Annotated in this window: 20 protein-coding genes; 17 read left to right on the top strand and 3 right to left on the bottom strand. The window is 55.1% G+C overall.

Going from position 1 to position 18,104, the window contains the following annotated elements:
• Positions 1–1,155, top strand: a complete 1,155-nt coding sequence (locus R8806_RS13345) for a GNAT family N-acetyltransferase (protein WP_004292804.1) — start codon at positions 1–3, stop codon at positions 1,153–1,155.
• Positions 1,156–1,255: 100 nt separating this feature from the next.
• On the opposite strand, the gene mobC is transcribed toward R8806_RS13345, so the two are convergent.
• The 3 genes from mobC to mobA all read right to left on the bottom strand — a co-directional run bounded on the left by mobC (position 1,256) and on the right by mobA (position 5,110).
• Positions 1,256–3,265 (bottom strand): conjugal transfer protein MobC, encoded by a 2,010-nt coding sequence (gene mobC, locus R8806_RS13350; RefSeq protein WP_004292806.1) that lies wholly within the window; start codon positions 3,263–3,265, stop codon positions 1,256–1,258.
• Between the two features lie 172 nt (positions 3,266–3,437).
• Positions 3,438–4,685 carry a conjugal transfer protein MobB gene (mobB, locus tag R8806_RS13355; protein WP_004292807.1) on the bottom strand — a complete coding sequence of 416 codons (1,248 nt, stop codon included), beginning with the start codon at positions 4,683–4,685 and terminating at the stop codon, positions 3,438–3,440.
• Positions 4,664–5,110, bottom strand: coding sequence for a conjugal transfer protein MobA (gene mobA, locus R8806_RS13360; RefSeq protein WP_004292808.1), 447 nt, complete (start codon positions 5,108–5,110; stop codon positions 4,664–4,666). The genes mobB and mobA overlap by 22 nt, the downstream gene beginning before the upstream one ends.
• 905 nt (positions 5,111–6,015) lie before the next feature.
• On the opposite strand from mobA, the gene R8806_RS13365 reads away from it, so the two are divergent.
• From R8806_RS13365 to traM, 16 genes are all read left to right on the top strand, one after another.
• On the top strand, positions 6,016–6,180 hold the full coding sequence (locus R8806_RS13365; protein ID WP_167513911.1) for a hypothetical protein: 165 nt from the start codon (positions 6,016–6,018) through the stop codon (positions 6,178–6,180).
• Between the two features lie 109 nt (positions 6,181–6,289).
• Positions 6,290–6,736 (top strand): hypothetical protein, encoded by a 447-nt coding sequence (locus R8806_RS13370; RefSeq protein WP_155143600.1) that lies wholly within the window; start codon positions 6,290–6,292, stop codon positions 6,734–6,736.
• Between the two features lie 13 nt (positions 6,737–6,749).
• Positions 6,750–7,511: a ParA family protein gene (locus R8806_RS13375; protein ID WP_004322043.1), complete on the top strand. Its 762-nt coding sequence runs from the start codon at positions 6,750–6,752 to the stop codon at positions 7,509–7,511.
• Between the two features lie 4 nt (positions 7,512–7,515).
• On the top strand, positions 7,516–7,926 hold the full coding sequence (locus tag R8806_RS13380; RefSeq protein WP_004322040.1) for a DUF3408 domain-containing protein: 411 nt from the start codon (positions 7,516–7,518) through the stop codon (positions 7,924–7,926).
• A gap of 29 nt (positions 7,927–7,955) precedes the next feature.
• Positions 7,956–8,309, top strand: coding sequence for a DUF3408 domain-containing protein (locus R8806_RS13385; RefSeq protein WP_004322038.1), 354 nt, complete (start codon positions 7,956–7,958; stop codon positions 8,307–8,309).
• Positions 8,310–8,311: 2 nt separating this feature from the next.
• On the top strand, positions 8,312–9,025 hold the full coding sequence (locus R8806_RS13390; protein WP_004322036.1) for a hypothetical protein: 714 nt from the start codon (positions 8,312–8,314) through the stop codon (positions 9,023–9,025).
• Positions 9,026–9,200: 175 nt separating this feature from the next.
• Positions 9,201–9,512 (top strand): DUF4134 domain-containing protein, encoded by a 312-nt coding sequence (locus R8806_RS13395; protein ID WP_004322034.1) that lies wholly within the window; start codon positions 9,201–9,203, stop codon positions 9,510–9,512.
• A 41-nt stretch (positions 9,513–9,553) separates the two neighbouring features.
• Positions 9,554–9,889, top strand: a complete 336-nt coding sequence (locus R8806_RS13400) for a DUF4133 domain-containing protein (protein WP_004322031.1) — start codon at positions 9,554–9,556, stop codon at positions 9,887–9,889.
• A complete protein-coding gene (locus R8806_RS13405) occupies positions 9,886–12,390 on the top strand; it encodes a TraG family conjugative transposon ATPase (RefSeq protein ID WP_004322029.1) in 2,505 nt (834 codons plus the stop codon). The genes R8806_RS13400 and R8806_RS13405 overlap by 4 nt, the downstream gene beginning before the upstream one ends.
• Positions 12,391–12,515: 125 nt before the next feature.
• Positions 12,516–12,929 carry a DUF3876 domain-containing protein gene (locus R8806_RS13410; protein ID WP_004322027.1) on the top strand — a complete coding sequence of 138 codons (414 nt, stop codon included), beginning with the start codon at positions 12,516–12,518 and terminating at the stop codon, positions 12,927–12,929.
• Between the two features lie 27 nt (positions 12,930–12,956).
• Positions 12,957–13,595 carry a DUF4141 domain-containing protein gene (locus R8806_RS13415; protein ID WP_004322026.1) on the top strand — a complete coding sequence of 213 codons (639 nt, stop codon included), beginning with the start codon at positions 12,957–12,959 and terminating at the stop codon, positions 13,593–13,595.
• Positions 13,596–13,598: 3 nt separating this feature from the next.
• Entirely contained in the window at positions 13,599–14,624 is a 1,026-nt protein-coding gene (gene traJ / locus R8806_RS13420) for a conjugative transposon protein TraJ (protein ID WP_007841019.1), read from the top strand.
• A gap of 81 nt (positions 14,625–14,705) precedes the next feature.
• Positions 14,706–15,329 (top strand): conjugative transposon protein TraK, encoded by a 624-nt coding sequence (gene traK, locus R8806_RS13425; RefSeq protein WP_004322024.1) that lies wholly within the window; start codon positions 14,706–14,708, stop codon positions 15,327–15,329.
• A complete protein-coding gene (locus tag R8806_RS13430) occupies positions 15,329–15,595 on the top strand; it encodes a TraL conjugative transposon family protein (protein WP_008761198.1) in 267 nt (88 codons plus the stop codon). The genes traK and R8806_RS13430 overlap by 1 nt, the downstream gene beginning before the upstream one ends.
• The gene (locus R8806_RS13435) at positions 15,592–16,680 is read left to right on the top strand and encodes a hypothetical protein (RefSeq protein ID WP_004322022.1); all 1,089 of its coding nucleotides are present in this window, start codon (positions 15,592–15,594) and stop codon (positions 16,678–16,680) included. Before R8806_RS13430 ends, R8806_RS13435 begins: the two co-directional genes overlap by 4 nt.
• Positions 16,681–16,699: 19 nt before the next feature.
• Positions 16,700–18,031 (top strand): conjugative transposon protein TraM, encoded by a 1,332-nt coding sequence (gene traM / locus R8806_RS13440; RefSeq protein ID WP_004322021.1) that lies wholly within the window; start codon positions 16,700–16,702, stop codon positions 18,029–18,031.
• The last annotated feature ends 73 nt before the right edge of the window (positions 18,032–18,104 follow it).

Here is an 18,104-nt window from a genome sequence, read left to right on the forward strand (position 1 = left end):
ATGGTGAAGAAGAAAAGGAAACACGGCGGACACTACTGCAAGGTATGCGGCTGCCACAAGTCCAACGAGAGCTTCTCGGGCAGAGGACACGCGCTGCACATCTGCAAGGAATGCCAGTCGCTTCCAAAGGACGAACAGGCGGACATGATGCGCTGCAACGAGGTGGAACGCGCCGCGTTCCGCTTCCCCATGAGGCGGCAGGACTGGGAACTGCTGGAAAAATATGCCAAGAAGTACAAGGACAGGGAGTCGGGAAAATTCGCGCAGGAGATGCTGGACATGAAACGGGGCGTTTTTGTGCCGGAAGAGGACGATGAAGAAGCGGATGAATGGAACAACGACATTTTTCAGGTAGCGGAAACCCCGTTTTCGGAATTGGAGGAAGACACCCGTACCGCCATGGAGGAACTACTGGAGGACAACATCAACGAGTACATGATACACAAGGACTATATCCCCGAAGGGAAGGACTTGCAGGACATAGCCGATTGGGTGTTGAAGGAAACCAATGACACGTTTTACTTGAAAGCCGTTCCCGATGACGCCTACCGCAGGCTGGTGGATGATACCGTCCGGAAGATGGTCAAGGAGTGGAAAGACGACGGCTTGGAGATAAAGACCTACGCCGAGTCGCTCACGATCATGGAAACGGAACGGCTCGTCATCCGCAAAATCACCCGCAAGGACACGGGCGCGTTGCTCGCCCTCATGGGCAAGTCGGAAGTCATGTACGCATGGGAACACGGCTTTGACAAGAAGGAGGTGCGCCAATGGGTGAACCGCCAGTTCTCCCGTTACCGCAAGGACGGCTACGGGTATTTCGCCCTTGTGTTGAAAGACGGGGGCAAACTTATCGGACAGGCCGGGCTGATGAAAAGCGTGATAAACGGGAATGAAGCGGTGGAACTCGGCTACATCCTGGACAATGCGTATTGGCACAACGGCTATGCCACGGAAGCCGCCCGAAGATGCCTGCGGTACGCTTTCGAGAAACTGGGCTTGCAAGAGGTCTATTGCAGCATCCGTCCCGAAAACACGTCCTCCATCCGTGTGGCGGAAGCCATTGCCATGAAACCTTGCGGCAGCCATACCATTATATACAATGGAAAAGAAATGCCCCATCTGCTGTATAAAACGGAGAAACCAATGCAGTAATTTTCATTTCAATTGTCAATCAACGAGAAAAGGACAATCCTTAACCCGGTCTGAACATCCAGCCAAGTTAAGGATTTTCCTTTTTTCGCCTATGGCGTTTTTACTTGCCCTGCAAGAGGTGTTGCAGTTCCGGGTCGGACTGGATGCGCTGCAACTCGTCGGCGACAATCTGCCGCACTTCCGCCTTGATGCGGTTGTAGTTCTCCTGTATCATTTCCTTCATGCGGTCGTTGCCGTCGGCATCGGTGAAGTCCGTGATGACGGGGATGGGCTTGTAAGCCTGTTCCTCGCGCTTCACCTTCTCCACGTCCACCACAATCTCGCAATGAAAGATTTTCTGCTCGATGCGCTCGTTGAAGTTGTCGGCCACCGCGCCCACGAACATGCCCTGCGTCAGCGTGGAAATCTTGCTCGCGGGTATCAGGCTCTCCATCTGCGTGTTGATGGAGGTGGACTTGTCCTCCCGGTTGATGGTGACGCTCTGCCGCTTCTGCAAGATTTTGCCGAAACGCTCGGAAAGCGTTTTGGCGGTCTCACCAACGACTTGACCCGAAAAGATGTTTCCCACCGTGTTCATCACGACCGCCGCTTCTTTGTCCCCATAATCGCGTTTCAACTGCGAAAAGTCCTGAAAGCCGAGGCAGACCGCCACCTTGTTGCTTCGGGCAGTGGCGATAAGATTATCCAATCCCTTGAAGTAAATCGTAGGCAGCTCGTCGATGATTACCGCCGACTTCAGCTTGCCCTTCTTGTTAATGAGCTTGACAATTCGGGAATTGTACAGACCCAACGCCGCGCCGTAGATGTTCTGACGGTCGGGATTATTGCCGACGCAGAGAATCTTAGGCTCATCCGGGTTGTTAATATCCAACGTAAACTCACTGTCTGACATGACCCAATAAAGCTGTGGGGAAATCATGCGCGAGAGCGGTATCTTCGCTGATGCGATTTGCCCCATCAACTGCTCGGCTGCACCTCCCTGCCAAGCGTCCATAAAGGGCGAAAGATAGTTTTCCAACTCCGGATAGCTGGTGAGAATAGGGAAAACATCCTCATAACGTCTGTTCAGCAACTCAATGGCGTGTGGGAAGGTGCAATACTTTCCATCCTGATAAATCCGTAAAAACCAGATAATACTGGCAAAAAGTATAATCGGACTCTCCACGAAGAAGTCGCCTTGCTTTTGCACCCAAGTTTTGTTCAAATTTAATAAAATGGTATAGGCACTTTCGTAGGCATCGGTGATGTCCTCCATGAAATCCGGGTGAATGGGATTGCAGCGGTGGCTCCGGCGCGGGTCGTCGAAGTTAATGACGTAGAACTTCGGCTTGACCTTGTAGCCGTCGCCGTGGTTCATCAGGTGGTTGTAAGCGATGGTGGAAAGGTCGCTGAACTTGAAGTCATAGATGTACATCGAGTAAGATTTTTCAATCATCTGCTTGATAAAGCTGTTTACCACGGCATACGACTTTCCGCTGCCCGGAGTGCCCAATACGATGGAAGCGCGGAACGGGTTTACCACGTTGATGTACCCGTCGTTCCACTTCTTCCTGTAATAGAAGCGCGTAGGCAGGTTCACCGAATACTCGTTCTCCATGAGGCGCGTCTCCTGCATGAAGCTCTCGTTTTCCACGTTGAACACGTCATCCATGAGGTTGGTGCGCAAGAGGCGGCTCATCCACGTGCCGGACATCAGGAGGCAGACATAGCCCGCCGCCATCGAAGCGGCATAGAAGGCTACGTTGGCTTCCACGGGCAGCGGCAGGGAGAGCATCCACCAGTTCAGGAAGAACAGGGCCAGCCCTGCGGCAAGCACCGTCCAAATCCTGCCCCACGTGATTTTTTCCTCCTTCACGCCCTTTGTACCCAAGCAAGAGAGAGCCAATAGCAACAGCGCAAAAAGTTTTGTGTAAAGGATATGGTGGAACAGTCCGGCGGTGCGGTCGAAATTGACCAGCACCCGGTCCACGACACCGATGTCGATGCCCCACAGCCTTACGGCTTCATACCCGTACCAATAGAGGTGGACGACCACCAGAATAATGCTCACGGCGCGGAGAAAGTCCATGATTTTCGCCAACGCCCTCAAATCGTCTTCCTGTTGTGACATAAATCTGTTTCTGTTTTTAAGTTGAACAATATGTCCGCAAGGCTTTCCCCGGACATAAGCATACCTCAAGTCCGACCTGAGCCTATCTCAAGTCCGAGGTGAGGCTACCAAAGGTCTGACCTTAGATAGCCAAAGGTCTGACCTTTGCTTGGATGCCCTGCGGACGGATAATTTATAATCCCAAACCCTTCCGGCGTTTCTTCCGCTTGCGTTTGAGTTCGCGCTCGAAGGCGGCTTCTTCCGCCTGTGCGCCCGATGCGTCGCCGCCAAGCAAGCCCAAGCCCGTGGAATGGCTCTCGCCGTGTTCCACATAGGTATGGGCTTCCGCCTGCGGTTCGTCCCGTGTAAGGGTGAACGGCATCGGCGGCGTGTCCGCATACGGCAAAGTGAAGTGCTCCTGCAAGGCGTTGGCGGAAAATTCCCTGCCCAGCCGGGAGCCGTTCAGCACACAGCCCGTGCGGTGGTCGATGAAGGTCGCCCCGTAGATGCGCCCCCCGTCCGTGTGGCGGAACACCACATCCACGCCCTTCGCTTTGAGCAGGGCGACAAATTCATCCTTGCGGTACGTCCTGTCCAATACGGCAGCGACGGTCTTGCGCGTCATGTCCGCCAGACGCTTGTCGCGGATTTGGGCATTGGGATACTCAAACCTGCGCAGCACGGCTTCATAGCCGACGGACTTCCCGATGCAGGATGCCTTGAAGGGATTGCCGACCTTGTTCCCGCCATCATCGGTGGCGGAATAGACCAGTCCGTGATACTCGCGTCCGTTCACCATGCCACGGGCTTCCTCCACAGTGACGTTGTAGAGGGAGAGCAAGGCGCGGTATTCGCCCATTGTCCGGAACTTGTAGGTAGCCATCACCGCCTTGACGGTGTTCGACACCTGACGCTTCACGTCTCCCTGCGAGGCATCCACCTTGCGCAAGGAATTGTCGTTACGGTGCTGCCTGCGGTCGGCGGGGTGCAGACCGTACTTGCGTTCCAGCTCCGTGGTGATGCGCTTGCTGCGGCGATGGATGAAATCCTTGTTCAACCGCCTGCCATTCTCGTCCACATTGACGGAGACGATATGCAGGTGGTGGCGGTTGATGTCCTCATGTTTGAAAATTAGATAAGGCTGGTCGCCGTAGCCCAGCTTCTCCAGATACTCCCGCGCGAGACTTTCCATCTCCATGTCCGTCAGGCGGTCGTCGGGATGCGGATTAAGGGAGATATGGATGACCTTGTTCCGTGTGCGGACGTTCTCCGGCATGTACCGTTTGAAATCCTGTTCGGCACGGGCGATGTCCACCCGTCCGCTGCCATCGTCGAAGACCTTGTTCCCGGCGAGCAGCTTCCCCTCGCCCTCGTTCACTTTCATGCCGTTGTAAGCCAACGCCCCGTACAGCGACGTGCCTACCGTGATTTTTGCGACCATCTTTCCTGAAACTCCCTTGAAAGTTCAACGACCTGCCGCGTGATTGCGGCCAGTTCCTTCGTGCATTGCTCCAGCTTGTAGAGCAATGCCATCGCCTTTTTCTCCGAGAAATGGCAGCGCAGCTCCTTGACCGTCTGGTTATAGTTGTTCCCCACCATGCGGTACTGCGCATGGAAAGCGGACAGCTTCGTGCAGTAGTCGAGCAGCGTCTTGTCCGTGACCAGTACCCGGAACGGCTGTCCGAAGAAGTGCGCCTTCAGGAACACCGCCCTCGCCTCCACGCCGGACTTGCCGTGCATAGCGAGGAACCTGAGCCATTCCCCGTCGTCGAAACGCACCATCACGCAGTGCGACTTGCGGCTTTCCCGTGGATGCCGCCCCCACTTGGGACTGTCAGTCCCGTTCTTTTTCTTGTTCTCGTTCATATTACAATGGATTTAGTGGTGTCACGGCATAAGCGTAGCTTCGGCAACCGCACCGCAGGTGGAAACAGGCTTCCCGACTTCGGAGAGGAAGCCCTCCCCGTGAGGGGCAAGGTCGTTTCGGGAGTAACCCGAAACCCTTTGAGTTACTCAAAGGACACCTTGCTGTGTCTTTGAGGACACAAAAATCCGTGGTAAACGGATTGGGGATAGACCTGCCATTACCCATTTATAAGGCATCGGTCGCCCGATACCTTTCTGCTGCCCAAAAGAAGGACGGAGCCGGGGTCTGCGGTGCGCGCTTTCGGCTTTGCCCTGCCGCTTGGGTGCAAAGGTAGGGTGTTTTCCAAGTCTGAAATACGGCTCAAAAACGCCACAAGCTGCCACGACAGCGCCAAATGCTGCCACGCAAGTGAAAAAAACATAGTTGCCTGCCTGTCCGTTTTCAGATTTGCGAACCGGAAGGCATTCTTGCCCGCCTGCCAGTTCACCTGCCTGCCTGTCAGTCTGCTTGCCCTTGTGCCTGCCTGCCGGCACGCTGGCATACAGGCATTGGAGCGGGGAAATGCCAAAGAGCATAAACCAGCCAAACAAAGAAACTGTTGGAAAGCGATGGAGGAATGTGCTAAGATGTCCACGAGACTACATTTAGCACAAGTGAAAAAGAGTTCTTCATGTTTGTAGTCAATATGTTTGCGAATCCGCAAGCATTCTTGCCCGCCAGCCTGCTCACCTGCCTGCCAGTCTGCTTGCCCTTGTGCCTGCCTGCCGGCATACAGGCATTGGAGTGCTGAAATGCCAAAGAGCGAAAATCAGCCAAGCAAGAAAACTATTGGAAAGCGATTGGTAGGAATGAATTAAGATGTTCATGAGTCCACATTGGCCACAATAGAAAAAGTTCTACCTATTTGTGGCCAATATGCCTGCGAACCTACAAGCTAGCATTCTTCCTTGCCAGGTGGCAGGCATTCTTGCCCGCCTGCCAGTTCACCTGCCTGCCAGTCTGCTTGCCCTTGTGCCTGCCTGCCGGCACGCTGGCATACAGGCATCGGAATGGTGAAAATGCCAAATAACGGCCACAAGCCAAACGCAAGATGAGTGGCGATAAGGCCGGGTAAAGAACGCCACAAGCTGCCACGACAACGCCAAATGCTGCCACGCAACGGCAAAAGGATACAACCTTTGAGAAAGCCCCTTTCCTTTGCAGGCGAAACGGTCGGCACGCCTGCCTGCTTCCGGGCTGACATCCTTGCCAACCTGCCTGCCAGTCCGCCAGCCCTTGTGCCTGCCGGCACACAGGCATACAGGCAAAGGCTTGGTGGAAAGGCAAAGGGCGGATGCCGTTTCAATGGGCCAAACGCCAGGAAAAGCGGTGGAAAGGGTGGCCAAAGAACGCCACAAGCTGCCACGACAACGCCAAATGCTGCCACGCAACAGCAAAGAGACACAACCTTGGCGAAAGTCATTTTCCTTTGCAGGCGGAATGGTCGGTATGCCTGCCCTTATGCTTGCCTGCCGGCACACAGGCATGGATGGGAACAGGCATACCGGGAGGGATGCCGGACTGCCTGCTCGCTTACCGGGCGGATGGCTGCCGACCGGACCAAGAAACGGATGTCTAACAAATAAAAAAGAAGAAAGCATGAAAAAAGAACCTTTGTTCATCGCCTTCTCCACCCAGAAGGGAGGAGCAGGCAAAACGACACTCACCGTACTGATGGCGAGTTACCTGTATTACGTGAAGGGATATGACGTGGCGGTCGTGGACTGCGACTATCCCCAGTTCAGCATCAAGGACATGCGCGAACGCGACTTGAAAAGTATCGAGCGCAACCCGTACCTGCGCAAGCTGGCATACGAGCAGTTCAAGCGCATCGGCAAACGCGCCTACCCGATTGTGGGGAGCCGTCCCGGCAACGCGATTGAAACGGTCAGGCCATTTGTCGAGTCGGCGACACCGCCCGACTTCATCTTCTTCGACCTGACGGGTACGGTGAACAACCTCGACCTGATCCGGACAGTAGCGACGATGGACTACATCTTCTGCCCGATAGCCGCAGACCGTTTCATCATGGAAAGCTCGCTGAAGTACGCGGGCGTCATCAACGACACGCTGATCACTACCGGCAAGTCGAACATCAAGGGCATCCGCCTCTTGTGGAACATGGTGGACAAGCGCGAGAAGACCGACCTGTACGACATCTATGACAAGGTGATAGCCGGGATGGGGCTTGAAGTGCTGGACACCAGTCTGCCCGACAGCAAGCGTTTCCGCAAGGAAGGCTCTGAGGAAGGCGACCGCCCGTTTTTCCGCTCCACGCTGCTGCCGCCGGACAAGGCATTGGCGAAAGGGAGCGGCATCGATGCCCTCGCGGAAGAAATACTCGGCATCGTAAAGCGTTGAACCGATGGCCAAGAAACTCGATGTCGATATTGACCCCGGCAAGTTCCTGGATTCGTTCCGTCCGGAAATGCCCGCGCCCGCCTCCCCGGGGAGCCTCGGAACAGATGGCAACACTTCCGCAAAGGAGGCCAGGCTGGCGGAAAAACCGAAAGCAAAGGTGGGCAAGGATGCCACGGAAAAGGAAGAGGAATACCTGGAACGCTTCCTCCATGCACCGAGAATCCCCGTGTGTTCGGGCAAGACCGCCTACATCCGCAAAAGCTACCACGAGCGGATACAGCGTATCGTGCAGGTCATCGGGAAGAACGGGCTTACGTTGTCGGTCTATGTGGACCGTGTGCTGGAGCAGCACTTCCGCGAATACGAGGAAGTGATCCGCCGACTTTACAAGAAAAATTACGAGGACATTTATTGATTTTATTCACCCTAAAAAACGAAAACAAGATGGGATTTTTCAATTCGAGAATGAAAAAGAAGGGGAATGGCAACCCGAAGGCGGACACTCCCCAAGTGAACAATCTGGAAAAGGCGGACGTAGTCATCCACATTGTGGACGACACCCAATTAGAAAAAGCGGCGGTGTTCCTCCGCTATCTGACGCCCAGACAAGGAGCGCACCGCCAGTGCATTTACCTCAGCCGTGAGATGCACGGGAAGCTGTCCCGCATTGTGCGGACACTGGGCGGGAACGGCAGCACCATTGGCGGGTACATCGAGAATGTGCTGGAAGAGCACTTGCAAACCTATGGGGACGACATCAATGCCCTGTTACGCCGTGAAACCTCGCAACCGCTCTGACGATGGCCGAGCTGCTCATCGTGCTGATGATGGCCTTCAACCTATGGATGGTCATCTACCTGACTTGGGAACGCCGGGAAGAAAACGTACCCAAGGAGGACAAGGAAAAGGATGTGGGCGCACCGGAAAGGTCCGGCGACATCATGGGGAAAAGCCTGTTCCGGATGCCTGAACGAAAACCGCAGGCTGCTGCACCGATGTCCAATGCCACCGTGCAAGCCCCCGGCGAGGAGGTGGACGAGAAGGACGTGGCCTTTGACGATGAAACTGCCTCCCCCAATAGCCGGCTTTCGGGAGCCAGGCCGTCGCGCCAAGTGCCCGACGAGGAACTGGACGAGGTGTTTGCCGACAAGCGTGTTTCCGACATCGGGGCGGAATATGACGAAGACGGAGATGATGACGGCGAGCCTCATGAAGCGGGAGGCATGACCTTCGAGGACATCGACCTTGCCATGCGGACGGTGAAGAAACCGAAAGCCACGAAAGAGGAACGCCGTCACGCCGGAATGGTGTTCTGCGACATGAAGGGCAACGAACTGTTCGCGATGATAGAAAAGAGTTCGGAAGCGACCCGCAGGAAACTGGACGAGCTGATGGACTACTATCTGGACTCCGTGTCGGCGGCGCAGGCAAACACTACACCGGTGATTATGCCCAAGAAAGCGCCCGCAGTTCCGGACAACTTCGAGGACTTCAACATCCGCGACTATGTATAACAAGTAAAAACGTAACAGCAATGCGAAAAAAGAAAATCGACTACGGCTAAACCATCGGCTTGCCACCGAGACCACTAAATCCCAAAAGCCGGCTTCATCCAAAGCCGCAAGAATTAAAACAAGTATCAACCGCCAATGGGAACATCCAACCCGGAGGCACAAAACAGAAAAGATTATGACAAAGACATTGAAGAAAAAGCAAATCATCCTCGCGGCCCTCCTGCTGGCTGCCAACATCCAAGTTTTCGCGCAAGGCAACGGCATGGCGGGCATCACCGAAGCCACCAGCATGGTCACTTCCTACTTTGACCCGGCGACGAAACTCATCTACGCCATCGGCGCGGTCGTCGGGCTTATCGGAGGCATCAAGGTGTACGGCAAATTCAGCGCCGGCGACCCCGACACCTCGAAGACCGCCGCAAGCTGGTTCGGCGCGTGTATCTTCCTGATTGTAAGCGCGACCATCCTGCGCTCGTTCTTCCTCTAACAAACGGGTATCCTATACATATATAATAAGGTATAAGGACAATGGCTGAGTACCCCATCAACAAGGGCATCGGCCGTCCGGTGGAGTTCAAGGGCCTGAAGGCGCAGTACCTGTTCCTGTTCGCGGGCGGGCTGCTCGCCGCCTTCATCCTCTTCATCATCCTCTACATGGCAGGCGCGGGCCAGTGGCTCTGCATCGGCTTCGGCGCGGTATCCGCCTCGTCGCTCGTGTGGCTCACGTTCCGGCTGAACGCGAAGTACGGCGAACACGGGCTGATGAAGTTGGGCGCGGCACGGATGCGCCCACGCCATGTGCTCCACCGCAGACGGGTGTCCAATCTGTTAAGACGAAAAAAGAAGAAAGGAAGAAACGTATGAGAAACATCATGAAAGCCACCACGCTGGAAAGCCGCTTCCCCCTGCTTTCGGTGGAACACGGGTGCATCGTCTCGAAAGACGCGGACATCACCGCCGCCTTCGAGGTGGAGCTTCCGGAGGTCTATACCGTCACGGCGGAGGAATACGAGGGCATCCACGCCACGTGGTGCAAGGCAATCAAGGTACTGCCCGACCATTCGGTGCTGCACAAGCAAGACTGGTACGTGAAGGAACGGTACCGCCCCGACCTCGGCAAGGAGGGCATGGGCTTCCTCGCCCGCAGCTACGAGATGCACTTCAACGAGCGCCCGTTCCTGCACCACAAGTGCTACCTGTTCCTGACGAAGACTACGAAGGAGCGCATGAGGCAGCAGAGCAACTGGAATACGCTGTGCCGGGGGCATATCGTACCGAAAGAAATACAGGACAAGGAGACGGCGGTGAAGTTCATCGAGGCGGTGGAGCAGTTCGCGCGTATCCTGAACGATTCGGGGCATATCAAATTGCGCCGCCTCTCCGATGACGAGCTTACAGGCACGGACAAGGAGACGGGCATCATAGGCAGGTACTTCGCCCTGTCGCTGGGCAACGCGGACTGTCTGGAGGACATCGAGATGACGGCAAGGGAAATGCGCGTCGGCGACAACCGCCTGTGCCTGCACACCCTGTCGGACACGGAGGACCTGCCCGCAGCGGTGGCCACGGACTGCCGTTACGAAAGGCTGTCCACCGACCGCTCGGACTGCCGCCTGTCCTTCGCCGCGCCGCTGGGACTGCTGCTGCCCTGCAACCACATCTACAACCAGTATGTCTTCATCGGCAACAGCGACGAGGAACTGCGCCGCTTCGAGAAAACGGCGAGGAACATGCAGTCGCTCTCCCGGTACAGCCGCCAGAACGCCATCAACCGCGAGTGGATTGAAGAATACCTGAACGAAGCGCACTCGCAGGGGCTGAAGTCCGTCCGCGCCCACTTCAACGTGATGGCGTGGAGCGACGACGCGGAGGAGCTGAAACGCATCAAGAACGACGTGGGCAGCCAGATGGCAAGCATGGGCTGTGTGCCGCGCCACAACACGACGGACTGCCCGACGCTGTTCTGGGCGGGCATCCCCGGCAACGCGGCGGACTTCCCGGCGGAAGAGTCGTTCCACACGTTCATAGAGCAGGCGGTGTGCCTCTTCGCGGGCGAGACCAACTACAAGGACTCTCCGTCCGCCTTCGGCATCCGCATGGCGGACCGCATCAGCGGCAAGCCCCTGCACATCGACATCTCCGACCTGCCGATGAAGCGCGGCGTGACGACCAACCGCAACAAGTTCGTATTGGGTCCTTCGGGCAGCGGCAAATCGTTCTTCATGAACCATCTGGTCAGACAATACTATGAGCAAGGCTCCCATGTGGTGCTGGTCGATACGGGCAACTCCTACCAAGGGCTGTGCGAGATGATACACCGCAAGACCAAGGGAAAGGACGGGGTTTATTATACCTATACGGAGGACAACCCGATTTCCTTTAATCCGTTCTACACGGAGGACAAGGTGTATGACATCGAAAAGAGGGAAAGTATCAAGACTTTGTTGCTGACGCTGTGGAAGAAGGACAATGAGCCTGCTACCCGTGCGGAGGAGGTTGCACTTTCCAATGCCGTGTCGCAGTACATAGGACGTATTAAGGAAGACAACAGCATTGTCCCATGCTTCAACACGTTCTACGAGTTTATAGACACGGATTATCGCAAGGTATTGGAAGATAAGAAAGTGCGTGAAAAGGACTTTGACATTGCCAGTTTCCTGAATGTGCTGGAGCCGTACTACAAGGGCGGTGAATATAATTACCTGCTTAATTCGGACAAGGAACTGGACTTGCTACACAAGCGGTTCATCGTCTTTGAAATCGACCAGATAAAAGAGCACGCCATCTTGTTCCCGGTTACGACAATCATCATTATGGAGTTGTTCATCAACAAGATGCGCCGTCTGCAAGGTATCAGAAAGATGATAATAATTGAAGAGGCTTGGAAGGCGATTGCTTCGGCGAATATGGCTTCCTATGTAAAGTATCTTTATAAGACGGTCAGAAAGTATTTCGGCGAGGCAATAGTGGTGACGCAGGAGGTGGACGACATCATCAGCTCGCCCATCGTCAAGGAGTCCATCATCAACAACTCGGACTGCAAGATACTGCTCGACCAGCGGAAGTTCATGAACCGCTTCGACCAGATACAGGGATTGCTGGGGCTGACGGAAAAGGAGAAGTCGCAGATACTTTCCATCAACCAGTCCAACGATTCGTCCAGACGATACAAGGAGGTGTGGATAGGCTTAGGCGGCACACAGTCGGCGGTGTACGCCACGGAGGTGTCCATACACGAATACCTTGCCTATACAACGGAGGAAACGGAGAAGATGGAAGTCCGCGAACTGGCGGGGAAGCTGGGCAGCGACATGGAAGCCGCCATACGGCAGATTGCGGAGAAACGTATGGACGAAGAAAAGTAACCGATGGAAACATCACCCGACCACAGACGGCGTTTGAGGCCACCTTATACGGCATATAAGGGTGTATCAAACGGCGTATGAGGTCAAGACACATTTTATCAACAAAAAAACAAGAATTGAAGATTATGAACATTGAACTGACAAAGACACAACGGCTGCTGCTTTGCGGCGGTCTGATAGGCTTGGCGTCGCTGATGCTGCAAGCCTGCGAGACGGTAATGAAAGAAAACGAAGACATCCGCGAGAAGATTTGCGGCAACTGGCAGAGCGTGGAGGGCAAGCCCGACATATTGGTGTACAAGGAGGGCGCACTTTACAAGGTGACGCTGTTCCGCAGGGCGGGCGTCCACCGGAAACTGAAGCCGGAGACCTACCTGCTGCAAAGGGAGGCGGACGGTAACCTCTACCTGAACACGGGCTTCCGCATCGACGTGGCATACAACGAGGAAACGGACATCCTGTCCTTTTCGCCTAACGGCGACTATATCCGGGTGAACACGGATGAAACAGCCAATGGCGAAAAGAAGAAAGAACAATAAGAATGTACCACTAAATCCAATGTGAATATGAGACAAAAACTGAAAATGCCATTGGTGGCAGCCTGCCTGTGCCTTGCAGGTGCAGGCACGGCAAACGCCCAATGGGTGGTGTCCGACCCGACGAACCTCGCGCAGAGCATCATCAACTCCGCCAAGGAGATGGTGGAAACGGCGGGCACGAAAGCCAACACGCTCAACGGCTTCTTGGAAACCAAGAAAGTGTTTGAGCAGGGAAAGAAGTATTACGACGCGCTGAAATCCGTACATGACGTGGTGAAGGGCGGCGTGAAGGTGTCGAAAAGCATCGGGTTGGTGATGGAAATATCAGAAATCTATGTGGATAACTACCAGAAGATGCTCTCTGATGAGAACTACACGCCGGAAGAGCTTGCCGCCATATCGTCGGGCTACACCATGCTGATAGACGAGAGTTCGGACGTGCTGCAAGACCTGAAGAACGTGGTGAACGTGACGGGGATGTCGCTCACGGACGCGGAACGGCTGGCGATTATCGACAACGCCTACCGCAGCCTGATGAACTACCGCAACCTCGTGCGCTACTACACGAACAAGACCATATCGGTGTCCTACCTCCGGGCAAGGAAGAAGAACGACATGGACCGGGTGATAGGACTCTACGGAAACCCCAACGAAAAATACTGGTAAGTTATGGGAGAGTTCGACAACCTTCACCAGATACTCCTTTCGCTCTACGACGAGATGATGCCGCTGTGCGCGGACATGACGGGCGTGGCGAAAGGGCTTGCCGGGCTGGGCGCGTTGTTCTACGTGGCGGTGCGCGTGTGGCAGTCGCTCGCCCGCGCCGAGGCGATAGACGTGTACCCGCTGCTCCGCCCGTTTGCGCTCGGTTTGTGCATCCTGTTCTTCCCGACCATCGTGTTGGGTACGATGAACAGCGTGTTAAGCCCCATCGTGCAGGGCGTACACGGCATCCTCGAAGAACAGACCTTCGACATGAACGAGTACCGGGAGCAGAAAGACAAACTGGAATACGAGGCGATGATGCGCAACCCGGAGACCGCCTACCTCGCCAGTGATGAGGAATTTGACCGCCAGTTGGACGAGCTGGGCTGGTCGCCCTCGGACTTGGTGACGATGACGGGGATGTACATGGACCGGGCGGCGTACAACATCAAGAAGACGGTGCGTGACTGGTTCCGGGAACTGCTGGAACTGATGTTCGCCGCAGCCGCGCTCATCATCGACACGCTCAGGACGTTCTTCCTCGTGGTGCTGAGCATCCTGGGACCGGTAGCCTTCGCCTTTGCCGTATGGGACGGCTTCCACTCGACGCTCTCGGCGTGGTTCAGCCGCTACATACAGATTTACCTGTGGCTTCCCGTGTCGGATTTGTTCAGCACCATACTGGCGAAGATACAGATTCTGATGTTGCAGAACGACATACAAGCGATGCAGACCGACCCGAACTTCTCGGTGGAGGCGAGCAACGGGGTGTACATCGTGTTCCTCATCATCGGCATCGTGGGCTACTTCACCATCCCGACGGTGGCAGGCTGGATCATCCAAGCAGGTGGCGGCATAGGCAGCTACAACAAGAACATCAACACCGCCGGGGCTTTGGGCGGCAGCGTGGCGGGAGCCGCCGCAGGAAACGTGGCAGGCCGCGCGGGCAAGCTCATCAAGGGAACGGCGGGAAAGCTGTTCCGAAGATAGGCATTCCGGACAATCCGTTTCCGTGAGTTGCCCGACCCTTAAAAACGGATTATTGAACAATTAAAAGACGAAAAGAAGAAAATGGAATTCAAATCACTCAAGAACATCGAGACGAGTTTCCGGCAGATACGTCTGTTCGGCATCGTCTATACGGCGGCCTGCGCCCTCGTGGTGGTCTGCTCGGTGGTGTGCGCCTTCCGCTTCGCCGAGGCGCAACGGCAGAAGATATACGTCCTCGATGGAGGCAAGAGTCTTATGCTCGCGCTCTCGCAGGACCTGTCGCAGAACCGCCCGGCGGAAGCCAGGGAACACGTGCGCCGCTTCCACGAACTGTTTTTCACCCTCTCGCCGGAGAAAAGCGCGATAGAGCACAACGTGAAACGCGCCCTGCTCTTGGCAGACAAGAGCGCGTACAACTATTACGCCGACTTCGCCGAAAAGGGCTTCTACAACCGCATCATCGCCGGGAACATCAACCAAGTGTTGCAGGTGGACAGCGTGGTGTGCAATTTCGACCGCTATCCCTACGAGGCGCGGACATACGCCCGTCAGATGATTATCCGCGAGAGCAACGTGACGGAACGGACATTAGTAACCGCCTGCCGCCTGCTCAACGCGAGCCGCTCGGACGACAACCCAAACGGCTTCACCATCGAGGGCTTCACGGTATTGGAGAACAAGGACATCCGGACGATTGAAAGATAATGCGTATGGGAAAGATGAAAAATCTCATTGAAAAGTGGACCACCGGGCTGAAAGGTTGGTTACGCAATAGGCTGGACGCCCTGCCGCCCAAAGCACGGCTTAGGATAGTCCTTGCGGCATTTGCCGTGTTCGCCTCGCTCTGTCTCTACATGACTGCCGCCGCAATCATCGGCTTCGGCAAAGGGGAAGAGGCATTGGAGATACGGCACATCGAGAAGTTAGAAATATATAATAAGGTGTATCACTCAAATTTGAATCCACAATGAAATTATCAGATTGGATATGGGAAAAGATGGAAAACTTGCAGGATGCCGGATTCCGATGGAAACCGACCTTGAAGTTCTGCCATCAGGTGCTTCGCTTGGATTACAATGCCATTGCCGATTCCATCGTAAGGAACGGGCATCGCCCGGCAATTACGGAAGAGCAGGCAAAAATACTCTGGGATTACCGTTTCTTCCGGAATCTGGACCAGACGGAACGCAGCGGCTGGCACAAGGTTATGGATGTACTGCAACAAACCGATTGGGGCAAACAGCAGGTCTGGTTGTTGTCCGGATTGAAAATGGGGAATGAAACACTTCCCCAAAAACTGAATGCCATGTACACGCTGCTTTGTAGTGCCCATACGGGTAAAAGCCATACCCTATGTCCTCTGCCCAATCCGGAAGAAGTGGCTACCGCCCATAAGCTGGTAGGGTATTGCATGAAGGACGAGGAACTCGACTACTTGAAGCGGCTTGCCCTGCATGGGGAATATCCGGGAGACCTGACCGCCATCAGGCATGGTCTGATGGATATGTACCAAAAGATAGAGGACCTCGAATGGGAACGGGCCAAGGAAATGCGTGCGGACAATCACTGGTCGGCGGACTCCATCGATGCGGCCATCCAGGAGGAAAAAGGACGGATTATGCGCAGTGCCTCCGATTTGTACGAGCAGAAAGTGCAGGGCAAGTTCCCGGACGACTATCGGAAAGCCCTGCACCGGGAACGGATGGTGCTTCATGGACTCTCTCAAAAGGGATGGGACGGGCAGACAAAAATTCCGAAACCTCTGTTGGTCAAGTATGGGTTGGCGGAATCATTCGGAAAAATAAGCGATGCGTTGATGGATTACATTATCCGTTGTGACATGGGAGACGATACTTATCCCAAGCATATGGTAGGGCATCATAACCGCATCATCAAAGAACAGTCCCGGATAGGATTGGAACGCTTGGAACACAGGTTGTTTCCGGATAAAAACAAACCAAAGCTCCATCCGGCTTCTTTGGGTACGCATAAAATGCCCATTCGCTTACAGAATCAGGTAAGCAAAGAGAATAAAGGTATAAAAATCAGACTTTGACAAGCTAATTGAACTGATGATGGAAACAAAAGAACAGAAGAATGAATCAAGAACAAAAGAGAAAAAGCCGCTGACGGAACAACAGCGTCAGCAAAGGCAGAAGATGCTGGTCTATCCGCTGATGGTGCTGCTGTTCGCCGGGTGTATGTGGCTCATCTTCGCGCCGTCCTCCGAGGACAAGGAGAAAGAACGGCAGGGACAGGGATTCAACACGGACATGCCCATGCCCGAAGACTCCAAAATCATCGGGGACAAGGCGAAAGCCTACGAGCAGCAGGATTTGGAAAACAAGCGGAAGGAACGCCGGGGCATGGTGGGCGACCTCTCCGCGTTCTGGAACGACAGCGACGGTGACACGCCAACGGACGATGCCGACACTTCGGACGATTACCGCCTGACACGGACGGAAACGACCGACGGGGAAACGGCGGACGAAAGACAGGCGGGCATCCGCACTTCCGCTGCCGCCTACCAACGGCTGAACACCTCGCTGGGCACGTTCTACGAGCCGCCGAAGGAGGACACGGAAAAGGAGGAACTCCGGGAGCGCATCGACGAACTGGAAGCCATGCTGGTGGCGCAGGATAGCAAGCCTTCCACGATGGAGGAACAGGTCGCCCTGTTGGAAAAGTCCTATGAGCTGGCGGCGAAGTACCAGAATGACAACAATGCCGGACAAGCCGCACAGCCCGATGAAACGGGAGGTTCTGTGAGTACAGGCGAAAAGAGCATGAAGGCAGAACCCGTAAGCGATGTAAGGCGGACGGTGGTGTCCGCCCTGCCGCAGCCCATGACAGACTCGGCGTTCATCGCGGACTATTCGGGGGAACGCAACTACGGCTTCCACACCGCCATCGGTGCGGAGGAAACGACGGGGAAGAACACCATCGCCGCCTGTGTGCAGGGCGACCAGACGCTGACGGACGGGCAGACGGTGAAGCTCCGGCTGCTGGAGCCGATGCGCGTGTCGGGGCGCGTCATCCCCCGGAACACGCTCCTTGTGGGCGCGGCACGGTTGCAGGGCGAAAGGCTCGGCATCGGCATCACCTCGCTGGAACACGGGGGAAACATCATCCCGGTAGAACTGGAGGTGTACGACAGCGACGGGCAGGCGGGCATCTTCATACCCGGCTCGATGGAGATAGACGCGGCAAAGGAAATCGGGGCGAACATGGGCAGCTCGCTCGGAAGCAGCATCAACATATCGACCGACGCGGGGGCGCAGCTCGCCTCCGACTTGGGGCGAGGGGCGATACAGGGCATCTCGCAGTACATCTCGAAAAGGATGCGCACGGTCAAGGTACATCTGAAGTCAGGGTACAGGGTATTGCTCTACCAAGAAAAGGAATGAACAGTCCAAAAACATAAAGGCAAAAAAAGAAAAAATAATCAACAAACTAATTTTTATTTACCACTAAATCCAA

The sequence above is a fragment of the Butyricimonas faecihominis genome, from assembly GCF_033096445.1.
Classification (GTDB): domain Bacteria; phylum Bacteroidota; class Bacteroidia; order Bacteroidales; family Marinifilaceae; genus Butyricimonas; species Butyricimonas faecihominis.